Origin of the sequence: Fluoribacter gormanii (assembly GCF_900156395.1) — a bacterium.
GTDB lineage: Bacteria > Pseudomonadota > Gammaproteobacteria > Legionellales > Legionellaceae > Legionella > Legionella gormanii.
Map to the genome: position 1 here is coordinate 1 of NZ_FTNL01000013.1, position 14,637 is coordinate 14,637.

Genomic DNA, 14,637 nt, shown 5'->3' on the forward strand with positions numbered 1-14,637 from the left:
TGTTCCACCTGACAGGAGATCCCTCACCCTCGCTGCGCTTGGGTTCGGGATGACGTGGGGAGTTACGTTTAGCCTTGAATTTCTAATAGATATTGTCCGTTTTTTTTTCTTTGATAAGCGTTAAATAGGGCTGTGTTGGATATTTTGTCGTTTTAATCATCTTCTCTGGCAATTTGATTTGTTTAACTGAAAAAGGATTTTCAGTGTTAAACATATAATTTATTGGATTGATTAGGTTTGGAAAATACCCCTGATTACTCATTTGCTTGTTCGCACGATTGGATGGATGAACGCTACCTATCCATAATGGTTGGTTTGATTCTAATAAGTTAAAACTTGACTCCCAAATTCTTAATTCCAAAGTTAACTTACTTTGTGGATCCCTAAAGGTCATGATTAGCATGGGGGCTTTATTCTCATATAATTGAGTAAGTAATGGTAGCTTAACGCTGTTTGGCTTTTGACTTATTCGCAGAAGTAAGTTGGTAAAAAATGAATCTTCATGAGATTTCCATCCATTTTTTTCAAGATAACTTTGGAGTGTATCCAAATTACCTGAGAATTGAACGTTTAATAAACTAATGCGTTTGCCTATCCTACTGAATTGATAAATTGGTAGAGTAGGCTTCTCTTGTTCCCACCATGTTTTTTCGCTCAAAGTAAATTTTTTATGATAAGGAGTGTGGCTATAAGATAAAGTTTTAAAATTAAAATAAGTAGATCCGAAAGAAGATAAAAGAATGCCGATAATTAGCAGAGAAATCATTAATAATGAAGGTGTATTTTTATGGGGAGGAATATTAGATTTTCTATAAATTAAGCAGTGAATTAAGCAAATTGTTGTACCAGCAAAGTACGATGCTAAAACGTCTGAAAGCCAATAATCTCCTAAATAAAGGGCGCCCAAACCACTAAAGCCAAGAACAGTAAATACAATAGATTTCGACATGTTGGTGAACAAATTATAGTTATTATTGATGTAAAATAGAATAAATCCATATAATGCTGTAGCAATCAAAAGATTAAATGCAGGAAAAGAAGAACCTGGCATCGCAATCAATAATCCAGGGGGTCTTGGACTATGAATAAAATATGTAAGTGACAGGGCTAAAAAACTACTAAAAAAAATAATACTACATAAATAAATAACAGCCGTTTTATTTTTACGATAAATAAACCAGCAACAACAAATAATAAAAAAACTGATTATCGTAGTTGTAGAAGTTAATTGAGTACAAAAGATAAAAAATATTTTTAATGTTGGTGTGTTAAAGCTTTGTAAAAATAAATAAGCTGGATAATTAACTGACGTTAGATATTGTGTCACAACAGTTAATCCTAAAAGGATAAGGAAAAAAAACAGACAAAAGACTGTTATCAATACAAAGGCAGCAGTGTGATAGTGATTTGTTTCACCATGAGGAGTAATTTTCTGGTGCACATATACAAAAATAGAGTTATTTTTTAGCTTTAACCAAAAAGTGTGCAAGTGTAATTTTAAAATAGAGCTTAATAAGCCTATAATTCGTTTTATAAATAAACTAATAAACCAAAGTCCAGCAAGTAAAATAAGTATTAAAATGAATAAGCGCGTTGCACTTTCGGTGGATAGCTCATGACTTGCAGCTCCAATGGCAACACCTGGCATTACGTATAAAAGAGACCAGCCTATTGCTGATAAAAGATTTGCTACAAAAAATCGCCATTGCTTCATATGCAGTATACCAGCAATGACGGGAATAATTGAGCGCAGAGGACCAACAAAGCGACCAATTAGTACACTCTTACCACCGTGTGTTTCAAAAAAATCTTTGCCGTATTGTATCCATCGTGGATACTTGCTAAACGGCCAAATTTCAGTCAGCCGATCGCTATAGTAATAACCCAGGAGATAACTAAGACTATCGCCAGCAACGGCCCCTAAAATCGCAGCTAATAATGTAAGATCAATTCGCATAATCCCTGAGCCAGCAAGTATTCCTATGGCAGTCATCGTAACACTACCAGGTACAATACTTCCAACAATCGCCAGAGACTCTGTTAGGGAAATTAAAAATGTAATAAATAAAGACCAGTGAGGGTTTTGTTGCAACCAGACAGTAAGTGGCTGTACATAATCTACGAACAAGTTCATATTTATTTCAGGGATAAAATTGTTGCAGAAAATATTGCACAAAATGTTGATTTACTTCATCTATTTGCACAGTAGGAACAAACTTGCTTATTTGAGTCATTTCCATTTTTGCAAATCCACATGGATTTATTCCTGAAAAAGGCTTTAAGTCCATATCAACATTTAGTGCAATTCCATGATAAGTACAACCATTTTTTACTCTTAAACCAATTGAGGCTATCTTTTGTTCATTAACATAAACCCCAGGTGCTCCACAACGGATAGAACCTTCTATTTGATATTGTGCAAGAACAGAAATTAAGATCTGTTCTAATTGACTAACCAATGATCTTATTCCTAAGTTTTTTCTACTGATATCCATTAAAACATAGGCAACTAGCTGGCCTGGTCCATGGTAGGTTACTTGTCCCCCTCGATCTGATTGCACCACAGGTATGGATTCAGGATTTAGTATGTGTTCAGGTTTCCCTGCTTGCCCTTGAGTATACACAGGGGAATGTTGTAAAAGCCAAAGTTCATCTTGTGTATTAGCATCACGGCTTTGTGTAAATTCTTTCATTTGCAGCCAAACATCATTATAATTTTGAATACCTAGCTGTCGTATTTTCATTATAGAACCATTTTCACTTCTGGATGTTGCGTAATAGCTCTATAAAATGCATCCAGTATGTCTTTATTTTCAGCATACACAGTAACAGTTATTGCTAAATAATTGGAATCCTTGCTCATTTTATGAGTCAGTGCATCTTCAGCAATATTAGGAAAGTGTGTGACGGTAATTTCTCTGATCTCTTCAAGAAAAACAGTCGAATTATTCCCTATTATTTTTATAGGAAAATAACAGGGAAATTCAATTAAAGTCGTTTTTTCCATCCTTATATCCTATAAATCCTAAGAGCCAAACCAGCGTTTAAAGGCCAAACGTATAGAGTCTTTTGTACGAGTATAAAAACCACCTGATTCAACATCTTGCAAAGCATAAAGTGGTCGAGTTGATACAACGTTATTATCAAATTGGACTACCAGATCACCAATTTTATCACCTTTCTTAATTGGTGCCTCAAGGTAAGAAGGAACTTTAGTAGAAATATTAAGACGTTGATATTGGCCAGTAGGAATAGTGATGTATTGATCTTCGTTTAGACCAACAGTTATTTTATCAACACTCCCTTTATAAAGTGGAAGCTCAGAAATTGATTGTCCTGATTTGTAAAGTTGATGCGTTTCAAAAAATCTGAAACCATAGTTGAGTAGCTTTTCACTATCATCGGCACGAGAAGAAACACTTGGCTCACCGAGTACAACAGCAAGTAAACGCATATTGTCGCGTTTTGCAGAGGAAACAAGACAAAAACCTGCATCATTCGTGTGACCTGTCTTTATACCATCCACTTGATTATCGCGCCATAACAAGCGATTTCTGTTAGGTTGACGAATGCCATTATAGGTAAACCATTTTTGTTTATACCAGTCATAATATTGAGGAAAATCAACAATTAACGCTCTTCCAAGGATCGCTAAATCTTTTGCGGTGGTATACAGATTAGGGTCAGGCAAACCAGTACTATCAGTAAAATGGCTGTTTTTCATTCCAAGGTTTTGAGCTTGCTGATTCATCAGATCAGTGAATGAATTTTCAGTTCCCCCAACATGTTCTGCCATAGCAACACATGCATCATTGCCTGAGTCAACGATAATCCCTTTAAGCAGATCTTCAACAGGAACTTGTTGACCCTCTTTAATAAACATGCGAGAACCACCAATTTTCCAGGCATCACGACTCACACGAACGCTATCAGTGAGGTGAATTTGTTCATGATGCAGTGCATTCGATATGACATATAACGTCATCATTTTAGTTAAACTTGCGGGAGGCAAACGTTCTTCACTGTTTTTTTCAGCAATAATTTTGCCACTGTTAACATCAATCAGAATGTAGGCTTTAGCATTAAGCATTGGGGCTGCAGGAGTAACTAAAGGTTTATTATTCACCGTAGGCGATGGTCTTTCCAAATCTGCAGTAGGTTTTGTTGGTAAAGAACCTTCGTCAGCCATAGAGTTCGTTGATTGTACAAATAATGTAATAATAAACAGTGTTGTTAATAAAATAGACGTTGTTCTTGTCATGTTGATATTTAGTCCGATTACAAAAATGAGGATATAGTACCACAGCCTTTTACAGGCAACAAAATAGCAGATGAAAAATAATGAAATTTTTTTCAAAATAAAATAAATCTTCGAAATTATGTGATATTTCTGTATATTAGCCAGAAAACAATTAATAAAACTGGAAATTATGCGAAAGATACTTATTGCCGTGACGATTATATTAGCAGGTTGTCAAACTACAAATCAGTCTCTTGATTCTGCATCATCTGGAACCAAGAAGTCTACACGACAAGTAACTCAAAATAATAAAAATTCTAATAATTCCATATATAATCGTTATAAGAATAAAACAAATCGATATACACAAGTTCAAGATGGTGCCCCCACTAAATTGAGGACTATTAGTTTTAAGGAGCCTGTGCCATCTAAAGAGCCTTTAAGTCGATATGGTAACATATCAGAATATTCTGTTGATGGACGCTCATATCAAGTGATGAGGAGCTCAACTGGATATAAAGCAAGGGGTATTGCTTCATGGTATGGGACCAAATTCCACAAACAAAGAACTTCAAGTGGTGAGCCTTATGATATGTATGTAATGTCTGCTGCACATAAGACCTTACCTTTACCTACTTATGTAAAAGTTAAAAATTTGAATAATGGAAAAGCTGCAATCGTTAAAGTAAATGATAGAGGGCCATTTCATTCTGATAGAATTATTGATTTATCTTATGCTGCGGCTCTAAAACTAGGAGTTTTTCCTAAAGGAACTGCCCCTGTTGAAATTGAAACATTAATGGGACCGGCAGGACAGGCGCATTATTATCTTCAGGCAGGTGCTTTTACAACTGAAATTTTAGCAAAACGTTTAAAAGATAAATTAGCTCGTATTACTCCCTCACCAGTTTATATCGAACACTATAAGCAACATTATATCGTGAGGGTTGGTCCATTTGGTTCAAAAAATATGGCTGATAGCTTGAAGCACAAATTAGCACTTAATGGAGTAACTGGATCTTTTTCCGTTTTGATTTGATTCATAATGAATATTGATAGCTAATTAACGGATTAATGGATAAAATTACTGCTTCAAATTTTCAGAACATTAGAATTACTATAGTAATAAAATTGTAGCCCTGGTTAAAAGCACAGTATATGCTCTTTTTGTATTCAACTTCTTGTTTTATTGCGCTTATCCAGGCTTACAATTTTTTTAATCAAAGTCGGTTTTATTTTAATATTGAGGTAATGAATCAATGCATGATGGCTCTGTGTTTTATACAATATTCTTAATTTTCGCAGGCGCTGCATTTCTATCCACTTTGGTTCTTTATACCAAACAATCTTTGCTGGTTGCGTATATCCTTCTCGGGGCAGTATTTGGACCATGGGGTTTGAAGCTTGTATCTGATGTGAGTATTGTCAAACAAATTGGTGATGTTGGAATAGTTTTCCTATTATTCTTGCTTGGATTGCATTTGCAACCACAAAATCTAGTGCATATGCTAAGGAAAGTTACCTGGATTGCTTTAGTTAGCTCTGTTCTTTTTGCTGTAACTGCATATTGGATTGGCAGGTTCTTTGGATTGAGTGTTGCCGAATCATGGATTTTGGGCGCTTCAATGATGTTTTCAAGTACTATCATTGGGTTGAAATTATTACCAACTACTATTTTGCATCACCAGCATACTGGTGAGGTGATGATAAGCGTGTTGCTCATGCAGGATGTTATTGCAATCATTGTTCTTATTTTAATTAATGGCGCTCAGCAAACCGGTGGTTTTTCGATTGATGATATCATTTTAGTAGGAATTAATTTACCTGCATTGTGTCTTTTTGCCTTTGCTTTTGAGAAATACGTCTTAATACGGTTACTGGCTCGTTTTGATAGAACTCAAGAATATGTCTTTTTATTATCAATTGGCTGGTGCCTTGGTTTGTCAGTCCTTGCGCAAAAAATGGGACTTTCAGAGGATATTGGTGCTTTTATTGCTGGAGTTGCGTTGGCAGCAAGTCCTATTTCTCTTTTTATCGCAGAGAGCCTAAAACCTTTAAGGGATTTTTTCCTGGTCATGTTTTTCTTTTCAATCGGAGCAACTTTTAACTTCGGTTTAGCACAGCAAGTTGTTATTCCGGCACTGATTTTATCAGCTCTAGTGTTATTGTTTAAGCCGGTTTTATTTTATTTGCTCCTTGGAAAATCTGGCGAAAAAAAGCATGTTGCAAAAGAGGTGGGTATTCGTTTGGGACAGGAAAGTGAGTTTTCATTGCTTGTAGCTAGCATCGCTTTAAGTACTCAGCTTATTTCGGACAAAGCTTCTAATCTGATTCAAGCGACTACTATTTTAACCTTTATCGTGTCATCGTATTTTGTTGTATTGAAATACCCAACCCCCATAGCATTCTCTGATAAAATGCGTAAGGATTAAATAATGAAATTATTAGTAATATTATTGTGTTTATTAAGTGAACGTTTTTTGATTCACTCTGTTTCCTACCAGCGATTTTATTGGTTTTCTGATTATTGCCAAAAGATCAAAAATGTAGGCAATAAGCATAGTTTTCTTAATAATCCGTGGGCTCTTTTGGCTTTAACAATAGCGCCTGTTCTACTGCTTGTATCCATTATTTATCTATTACTGAATCCTATTGTGTTTGGATTGATGGGATTTCTTTTAAGTTTGGTTATTTTCTTTTATTGCCTTGGTCCACAAAATGTTTTTTATCCAATAGTACAATCGGATGTCAAGAGCAACCAAGAACTCGTCGGAGACTATTTTATCTTAGTCAATAGACAATTATTTTCTCTTGTATTTTGGTATATCATCGCTGGACCAATTGGTGCTTTAACATATCGTTTAATTACTTTATGCCGTGATATTCATTTCGTAGATCAGCAGGCAAATGAAATTACCGATTTGCTTGAATGGATTCCTGCTCGCTTAACAGTATTACTTTTTTTACTTGTAGGAAATTTCCAAAAAGGTTTTTCTTTATATGTTAGTTACTTTCTTGCTAAACCCGATGTGAATAGTGACATGTTGCGTGAATGTGGATTGCAGGCAGTTAAAACAAATGAAACAGAAGAAATTCCTATGCCAATAGCAGAAGGCTTGGTCGAACATGCAATTATTGTTATGTTGGTTTTTATTGCTTTATTTACATTAATTACCTGGTTGTAGATGAGTTAAGTGGCTTTTAGCTGCGGTGGTTAACCTACATAATCATTTTTGTGGATATTATCTATATGAATTCTTTTTTGCGTTTAATTTGTTGCACTATAATATTACTGCTTGGGGGTTGTCATGGATTACAACAAAATGCTCTAAAAGGCCAGGCATTAGAACAATGTAATAGGACTTGTGTGCAACACTTAGATTTTTGCAGGCAAAATTGTAGCAATAATTGTACAACATGTGCCCATATATCTCAACAGGATGCGGAAAAAAATTTTGTAAAATATGTACATGAACGAAAAGTTGAAGGTAAAAAAGTGATGCGTGAGTTGAATTCTTACCGCGATCCACTACAATGCCGCAAAGTAACATGTGATTGCTTATCAGATTTCACAATTTGTAAGAAAGGTTGCACGGGTGTAATTCCACAAAAATTACAAGCTGTACCTTACTGAGTTTAATAGATTTCGGGGAACACTTTCATGGCAAATGAAAACATTTTAGATTTGGATCCTATAGAAACACGTGAATGGCTGGATGCCCTGCAAGCTGTATTAATAAATGATGGTCCACAACGAGGAGCTTTTCTTTTAAAACAGCTTCTTAATAAAGCGAATGCAGAAGGGGTCAACTTAGCCAGTTCAATTAATACACCTTACAGAAATACAATTAATCTGCATGAAGAAAAGCAAATACCTCCCGATGAAGGTATTGGCAAACGGATTAGTGCATTGATTCGTTGGAATGCTGTGGCAATGGTATTGCGTGCAGGAAAATATGCACCCGAACTAGGTGGGCATATTGCCTCTTATGCTTCATCATCTACTTTGTATGAAACAGGGTTTAATTACTTTTTTAAAGGACCAAATGGCGAGCATGGCGGTGATTTAGTATATATTCAAGGACATTCATCACCTGGTATTTACGCACGCGCCTTTCTTGAGGGACGACTCACAGAAGAGCAATTAAGTAAATTCAGACAAGAGGTAGAGGTTGATGGTTTATCCTCATACCCACATCCTTGGTTAATGAGTGAGTTTTGGCAGTTTCCTACGGTATCTATGGGATTAGGTCCTTTACAAGCTATTTATCAAGCACGATTTCTAAAATATTTAGAAAATCGAGGATTGATTAATACTGAAAATAGAAAAGTATGGGCATTTCTTGGTGATGGTGAAATGGATGAGCCTGAGTCAGTAGGGGCTTTAAGCATTGCAGCACGAGAAAAGCTTGATAATCTTATTTTTGTTGTGAATTGTAATTTACAGCGACTCGATGGCCCTGTACGTGGAAATGGCAAAATTATTCAAGAGTTAGAAGGATTATTCCGTGGTGCCGGTTGGAATGTAATTAAAGTCATTTGGGGTGGCCGCTGGGATCCATTGCTTGCGCGTGATAAGGATGGCTGGTTACAAAAACGTATGGAAGAGTGTGTCGACGGTGACTATCAGGCCTACAAAGCAAATAATGGAGCCTATGTTCGACAACACTTCTTTAATGAATATCCAGAACTAAAGAAAATGGTTGAGAATTATACAGATGAAGAGATCTGGAGATTGAACCGAGGTGGCCATGATCCTCAAAAAGTTTATGCTGCCTATGCTAAGGCTGTGGAGCATAAAGGCTCGCCAACTGTTATTTTAGCAAAAACAATTAAAGGCTATGGAATGGGAGCTGCTGGTGAAGGACAAAATATTACCCACCAGCAAAAGAAGATGACTGTGGAGCAACTGAAGGCATTTAGAGATCGATTCAGTATTCCTATCAGTGATGATCAAATTGCAGAAATACCATTTTATAAACCTGCAGATGATAGCCCCGAAATTAAATATATTAAAAAGCAAAGAGAAATGCTGGGTGGTTATTTACCATCACGCACTACCAAAGTTGAGCCTCTAAAGACTCCTGACCTAGCTGAGTTTTCATCAGTTACCAAAGGGTTAGGTGACCGTGAAATTTCAACAACAATGGCATTCGTGCGGATTCTTTCTACCTTGTTGAGAAATAAAGAACTCGGTTCACGTATCGTTCCAATTGTTCCTGATGAGTGCAGAACGTTTGGAATGGAAGGTTTATTTAGACAAATTGGAATTTATTCTCCAGTTGGTCAACTTTATACACCAGTAGATCATGAACAAGTAATGTTTTATCGTGAAGCAAAAGATGGACAAATTCTTGAGGAAGGAATTAATGAAGCCGGAGCATTTTGCTCGTGGATTGCAGCAGCGACCTCATACAGTTCAAACAAATTGGCAATGATCCCTTTTTATATTTATTATTCAATGTTTGGATTTCAACGTATTGGCGATTTGGCTTGGGCAGCAGGTGATATGCAAGCCAGAGGCTTTCTATTAGGCGGAACTGCAGGGCGTACAACACTTGCTGGCGAAGGATTGCAACATCAAGATGGACATAGCCATTTATACGCTTCAACAATTCCAAATTGTGTCTCTTATGATCCTACTTATGCTTATGAACTTGCTGTTATCATTCAAAACGGTTTGTATCGTATGTATGAGAAGCAGGAAAATGTTTTTTATTACATTACAGTAATGAATGAAAACTACATACAACCAGATATGCCAAAAGGAGTTGAAGAGGGAATCATTAAGGGAATGTATGTATTGGAAGAAACTAAGAAGAAATCAAAACAACATGTACAGTTAATGGGAAGTGGAACCATACTGCGCGAAGTTATTAAAGCAGCACAAATGTTAAAAGATGATTATGGTGTGACTGCAGATATTTGGAGTGTTACAAGCTTTAATGAATTAAGAAGGGATGGTTTAGCTGTGGAGCGCTACAATGCAATGCATCCCAAGGAAAAGGAACAAAAAAGTTATGTTACAACTCAATTAGAAGGCAGACCAGGACCTGTGATTGCTGCAACAGATTATTTAAGAATTTATGCAGATCAAATTAGACCGTTTGTACCTAATCACTATGTAACTTTGGGTACTGATGGTTATGGAAGAAGTGATACGAGAGAACGTTTACGTCATTTCTTTGAAGTAGATGCTAAATTTATAGTTCTAGCGGCATTGAATGCTTTAGTTGCTGAGGGAAGTATCGATAAATCGACAGTTGTTGATGCTATAAAGCGCTATAACATTAATCCTGATAAATTAAATCCGGTTAATCATTAGAATTAAAAGTATATAGTAGGCTTAGTAATCCAGGTTGTAATTGTATTGGAATATACGCTAATCGCTTAAGTATGTTTCCATTGCAGTCATGACCTGAATACTCTGAGCAATCTTTTGAGGAAAGACATGTCAAACGAAATAGAAGTTAAGATTCCTGATATTGGTGGAGCGACTCAGGTTGATGTGATTGAAATAATGGTTCGAGTGGGGGATCAAGTCGAAGTTGATACACCACTCATTACTTTAGAATCAGATAAAGCCAGCATGGAAATTCCTTCTCCAGTTGCTGGGAAAATCACAAAACTAAATATCAAAGTCGGTGATAAAGTATCTGAAGGCGATGTGATTCTTTTTGCCACAGTGGATAAAAAAGAAAATATTGAAAAAGAAAATGTAACTCAAGCTTCTAAAATAGAACCGGTCAATGCCGAGATAAAAGAGACTAAGGTTTCTCAAGAAAAGAAATCTGAACAGATAACAGAAGTTAAAATACCCGATATTGGCGGCGCAAGCAACGTAGACGTGATTGAGGTAATGGTCCAAGTTGGGGATCAAATTGAGACTGATACCCCGCTTATTACATTGGAATCAGATAAAGCCAGCATGGAGATCCCTTCACCCGTATCAGGGAAAATAACTAAGCTAAATGTGAACGTAGGTGATAAGGTATCTGAAGGTGATTTAATTCTTTTAGTTGCTACAGAAAATGGTTCGGAAACAGAAGAAAAAATAACACCTGAAACAGAGCAGAAGCCAGTAATTGCTCCAGAAACATCAAGCCCAATAGAGTCTAAAAAAAGCGAAGTAGCTCCCCCGCAACCAGCTTTTATTGAGCCAGTAGAATCTTCAAAATTAATTGCTGCGGGTCCGGCTGTAAGACGTATCGCTCGAGAATTTGGTGTAAATCTGGCTGAGGTTAAAGGCACTGGTCGCAAAGAGCGTATTACTAAAGAGGATGTACAAGCCTATGTGAAAAGGCGTCTTAGTGAGCAACCCAGTCAAGGTTCTTTTGGCATTCCACCGAATCCGGTAATTGACTTTTCTCAATTTGGCGACATTGAAACGAAACCACTTAATAAAATTAAAAGGCTTACTGGAGTTAATGTACATCGATCTTGGATAACAATCCCTCATGTAACCCAGTTTGATGCAGCAGACATTACTGATGTTGAAGCATTCAGGAAGTCTGAATCAGAGCATGCTAAAGAAAAAGGATATAAATTGACATTGCTGGCATTTGTTTGTGCCGTAGTCAGTAAAGCATTAAAAACATTCCCTCAATTTAATGCATCTTTAGATGCCGCCGGCACGAATCTTATTTATAAAAAATATTGCAATATCGGTATTGCAGTAGAAACACCGAACGGTTTGGTTGTTCCTGTTATTAAAAATGTTGATAAATTGACTGTTGCTGAAATTGCGACTGAAATGACTCGTTTAAGTACCAAGGCCCGAGATAAAGGCCTAATGCCAACAGATATGTCAGGAGGATGCTTTACTATTTCTAGCTTAGGTGGAATTGGTGGTACATCATTTACACCTATCGTGAATAGTCCTGAAGTAGCCATCCTTGGATTATCTCGCTCGGAAATAAAACCTGTCTATGAAAATGGTACCTTCCAACCAAGGTTAATGTTGCCTTTGTCTTTATCTTATGATCATCGAGTCATAGATGGTGCTGAGGCGGCGCGTTTTACTCGTTTTATTTGCGATTGCTTAAGTGATATAAGACGAATTTTACTCTAATCTTTTTTATAATATCTAATTAAAGAGGCTTGTAATGGCTAACAAAATAAAAACAGATGTCGTTGTATTAGGAAGTGGCCCTGGTGGATACACAGCGGCATTTAGAGCAGCAGATTTGGGAAAAAAAGTAGTATTGGTAGAGCGTTATGATTCACTAGGTGGTGTTTGCTTGAACGTAGGTTGCATCCCTTCCAAGGCATTATTACATATTGCAAAAGTTGTTGATGAAGCTCATGAAATGTCAGAGCAAGGTGTTAGCTTTGGCAAACCCAAGCTGGATAGTAAAAAAATCGTTGCATGGAAAAATTCAGTAGTTTCGAAATTAACAGGCGGTTTGAAGGCATTATCAAAACAACGTAAAGTCGAAGTCGTTACAGGAATAGGCAAATTTTCAGGTACGCATCAAGTAACTGTCACTACTAAAGAAGGGGCAGTAGAAGTTGAATTCGAGAATGCAATCATTGCCGTAGGTTCTGAATCCATTAATTTACCTTTTATTCCCGAAGACAAACGTATTTTTAGTTCAACAGGTGCTTTAGAACTTGCTGATATCAAAGGGAGTTTGTTGGTATTGGGTGGAGGAATTATTGGTCTGGAAATGGCTACAGTTTATGCATCTTTAGGTGTTGATGTAACTGTTGTTGAATTTATGGATCAATTGATTCCAGGCGCTGATTTTGATTTGGTTAATGTTTTACAAAAACGTATGCAGAAAAAGGGAGTTAAATTCCTTTTAAAAACCAAAGTAACTGCTGTTGAAGCCCAAAAAGATGGTATTTATGTATCTATGGAAGGTGAGCATGCTACAGACAAGCCTCTTTGCTTCCAACAGGTTCTTGTTGCTGTTGGTAGAAAACCTAATGGTGGTGCGATTGATGCAGAAAAAGCAGGTATAAAAGTTGATGAGCGCGGTTTTATTAAAGTAGATAACCAGCAAAGGACAAATGTATCACATATTTTTGCTATTGGTGACGTTGTTGGACAACCAATGCTCGCACATAAAGCAATTCCTGAAGGTAAAGTTGCTGCGGAAGTTATTGCGGGCAAAAAGCATTATTTTGACCCTAAATGTATTGCCAGTGTCGCCTATACAGATCCAGAAATTGCTTGGGCTGGTCTAACTGAAAAAGAAGCGAAAGAAAAAAATATACGTTATGAAAAAGCTACTTTTCCCTGGGCTGCCAGTGGCCGCGCTCTTAGTATGGGGCGAGAAGAAGGGATGACTAAATTATTATTCTGCCCAGATACGAATCGAATATTAGGTGCTGGAATTGTTGGGATTAATGCTGGTGACTTAATTGCTGAAGCGGCATTAGCAATTGAAATGTGCTGTGATGTTGAAGATATCGCTTTAACAATACATCCTCATCCGACACTTTCTGAAACTATTGCGCAAGCTGCAGAGGCATTTGAAGGAACAATTACAGATCTTTACTTGCCAAAAAAGAAAAAGAACTAATTAACAGTAGGTAATGCACAATCTGGTGCAGCGAAGTGCTGCTGCCATTAAGTTAGGTGATTTAGACTATAGTCTTTGTCATCTCCGCGAAGGCGGAGATCCATTTTTAGAGTGGCTCAGCGCTTCATATAGAAATAGATTCCCGCCTTCGCGGGAATGACAAAATATTCAACCGAATAGCAGTACAGGCAGCGTAACATAGGAAGTTAATGGTAGAAATCACCTGGGCACCATTTCGCTGCACTCAGGGCATGATTATTTGTAAAGGAGCGACAAGGATGACACTTAACATTCGGCGCATGACGGAATCAGACATTGATAATGTTTATGCAATTGAAAAAGATGTTCATATTGCTCCATGGGATAGGGATATTTTAAGGGATTGTGTACGGGTAGGATATGATTGTCGTGTATTCGAAGTAGATGTTGAAAATAGTCTAATTATTGGTGGTTATATTATTTCTAGACATAGTAATCGGTGCTGCCATATTTTAAATTTCTGTATTGCTAAGTCTTTTCAATCAAAAGGTAATGGACGACAATTCTTACAAAGAGTACTGGATTCATTAACTGAATCACAGCATATTGATCATGTGGTTCTTGAAGTGAGGCCTAGTAATAAAGCCGCATTACATCTTTATAGAAGCATGGGATTTGCACAAATTGAAATTAAACCAGCGTACTATGTAGAAGATAGCCATGTTGAAGATGCAATTGTTTTAAAAAAGATACTATCCATCCAAAACTAAAATCCAAGGGACCGTCGACAATTCATTTCGTGCCTACGTGGCAAGTATATTAGAATCTAACTGGACTCGTTTTTTAGCGATGCCCTATAGGTTTCAGGACTTCTCCGAGTCTTGTAGG

General features: G+C 36.8%; 12 protein-coding genes. 8 read left to right on the plus strand and 4 right to left on the minus strand.

Annotated elements, in window-relative coordinates:
- Nucleotides 1–82: 82 nt before the first annotated feature.
- Genes BW930_RS09265 through BW930_RS09280 form a run of 4 tightly spaced genes read right to left on the minus strand, consistent with a single transcriptional unit; the run spans nt 83 to nt 4,261 of the window.
- Nucleotides 83–2,134 carry a bifunctional DedA family/phosphatase PAP2 family protein gene (locus tag BW930_RS09265; RefSeq protein ID WP_058468931.1) on the minus strand — a complete coding sequence of 684 codons (2,052 nt, stop codon included), beginning with the start codon at nt 2,132–2,134 and terminating at the stop codon, nt 83–85.
- 7 nt (nt 2,135–2,141) lie between these two features.
- Nucleotides 2,142–2,744: a lipoyl(octanoyl) transferase LipB gene (gene lipB / locus BW930_RS09270; RefSeq protein ID WP_058468930.1), complete on the minus strand. Its 603-nt coding sequence runs from the start codon at nt 2,742–2,744 to the stop codon at nt 2,142–2,144.
- On the minus strand, nt 2,744–3,007 hold the full coding sequence (locus BW930_RS09275; protein ID WP_058468929.1) for an HP0495 family protein: 264 nt from the start codon (nt 3,005–3,007) through the stop codon (nt 2,744–2,746). Before BW930_RS09275 ends, lipB begins: the two co-directional genes overlap by 1 nt.
- Before the next feature lie 18 nt (nt 3,008–3,025).
- Nucleotides 3,026–4,261, minus strand: a complete 1,236-nt coding sequence (locus tag BW930_RS09280) for a D-alanyl-D-alanine carboxypeptidase family protein (RefSeq protein ID WP_064276564.1) — start codon at nt 4,259–4,261, stop codon at nt 3,026–3,028.
- 169 nt (nt 4,262–4,430) lie between these two features.
- On the opposite strand from BW930_RS09280, the gene BW930_RS09285 reads away from it, so the two are divergent.
- From BW930_RS09285 to rimI, 8 genes are all read left to right on the plus strand, one after another.
- Nucleotides 4,431–5,279, plus strand: coding sequence for a septal ring lytic transglycosylase RlpA family protein (locus tag BW930_RS09285; RefSeq protein ID WP_058468927.1), 849 nt, complete (start codon nt 4,431–4,433; stop codon nt 5,277–5,279).
- A 220-nt stretch (nt 5,280–5,499) separates the two neighbouring features.
- Complete coding sequence (locus tag BW930_RS09290; RefSeq protein ID WP_064276565.1) at nt 5,500–6,672, plus strand: cation:proton antiporter; 1,173 nt, start codon at nt 5,500–5,502, stop codon at nt 6,670–6,672.
- 3 nt (nt 6,673–6,675) lie between these two features.
- On the plus strand, nt 6,676–7,425 hold the full coding sequence (locus tag BW930_RS09295) for a hypothetical protein (RefSeq protein ID WP_058468925.1): 750 nt from the start codon (nt 6,676–6,678) through the stop codon (nt 7,423–7,425).
- Nucleotides 7,426–7,490: 65 nt separating this feature from the next.
- Entirely contained in the window at nt 7,491–7,874 is a 384-nt protein-coding gene (locus BW930_RS09300) for a hypothetical protein (protein ID WP_058468924.1), read from the plus strand.
- A gap of 27 nt (nt 7,875–7,901) precedes the next feature.
- A complete protein-coding gene (aceE, locus tag BW930_RS09305; RefSeq protein WP_058468923.1) occupies nt 7,902–10,565 on the plus strand; it encodes a pyruvate dehydrogenase (acetyl-transferring), homodimeric type in 2,664 nt (887 codons plus the stop codon).
- Nucleotides 10,566–10,691: 126 nt separating this feature from the next.
- On the plus strand, nt 10,692–12,311 hold the full coding sequence (gene aceF / locus BW930_RS09310) for a dihydrolipoyllysine-residue acetyltransferase (protein ID WP_058468922.1): 1,620 nt from the start codon (nt 10,692–10,694) through the stop codon (nt 12,309–12,311).
- A 34-nt stretch (nt 12,312–12,345) separates the two neighbouring features.
- Nucleotides 12,346–13,770: a dihydrolipoyl dehydrogenase gene (lpdA, locus tag BW930_RS09315; protein WP_058468921.1), complete on the plus strand. Its 1,425-nt coding sequence runs from the start codon at nt 12,346–12,348 to the stop codon at nt 13,768–13,770.
- A 278-nt stretch (nt 13,771–14,048) separates the two neighbouring features.
- Nucleotides 14,049–14,519 (plus strand): ribosomal protein S18-alanine N-acetyltransferase, encoded by a 471-nt coding sequence (rimI, locus tag BW930_RS09320; protein ID WP_058468920.1) that lies wholly within the window; start codon nt 14,049–14,051, stop codon nt 14,517–14,519.
- The last annotated feature ends 118 nt before the right edge of the window (nt 14,520–14,637 follow it).

What these genes read in the sequence shown, in the direction of transcription:
- BW930_RS09265 (WP_058468931.1), bottom strand. Translation starts at nt 2,134, where the DNA reads ATGAACTTGTTCGTAGATTATGTACAGCCACTTACTGTCTGGTTGCAA.
- BW930_RS09290 (WP_064276565.1), top strand. Translation starts at nt 5,500, where the DNA reads ATGCATGATGGCTCTGTGTTTTATACAATATTCTTAATTTTCGCAGGC.
- BW930_RS09295 (WP_058468925.1), top strand. Translation starts at nt 6,676, where the DNA reads ATGAAATTATTAGTAATATTATTGTGTTTATTAAGTGAACGTTTTTTG.
- aceF (WP_058468922.1), top strand. Translation starts at nt 10,692, where the DNA reads ATGTCAAACGAAATAGAAGTTAAGATTCCTGATATTGGTGGAGCGACT.
- rimI (WP_058468920.1), top strand. Translation starts at nt 14,049, where the DNA reads ATGACACTTAACATTCGGCGCATGACGGAATCAGACATTGATAATGTT.
- BW930_RS09285 (WP_058468927.1), top strand. Translation starts at nt 4,431, where the DNA reads ATGCGAAAGATACTTATTGCCGTGACGATTATATTAGCAGGTTGTCAA.
- BW930_RS09275 (WP_058468929.1), bottom strand. Translation starts at nt 3,007, where the DNA reads ATGGAAAAAACGACTTTAATTGAATTTCCCTGTTATTTTCCTATAAAA.
- aceE (WP_058468923.1), top strand. Translation starts at nt 7,902, where the DNA reads ATGGCAAATGAAAACATTTTAGATTTGGATCCTATAGAAACACGTGAA.
- BW930_RS09280 (WP_064276564.1), bottom strand. Translation starts at nt 4,261, where the DNA reads ATGACAAGAACAACGTCTATTTTATTAACAACACTGTTTATTATTACA.
- BW930_RS09300 (WP_058468924.1), top strand. Translation starts at nt 7,491, where the DNA reads ATGAATTCTTTTTTGCGTTTAATTTGTTGCACTATAATATTACTGCTT.
- lipB (WP_058468930.1), bottom strand. Translation starts at nt 2,744, where the DNA reads ATGAAAATACGACAGCTAGGTATTCAAAATTATAATGATGTTTGGCTG.
- lpdA (WP_058468921.1), top strand. Translation starts at nt 12,346, where the DNA reads ATGGCTAACAAAATAAAAACAGATGTCGTTGTATTAGGAAGTGGCCCT.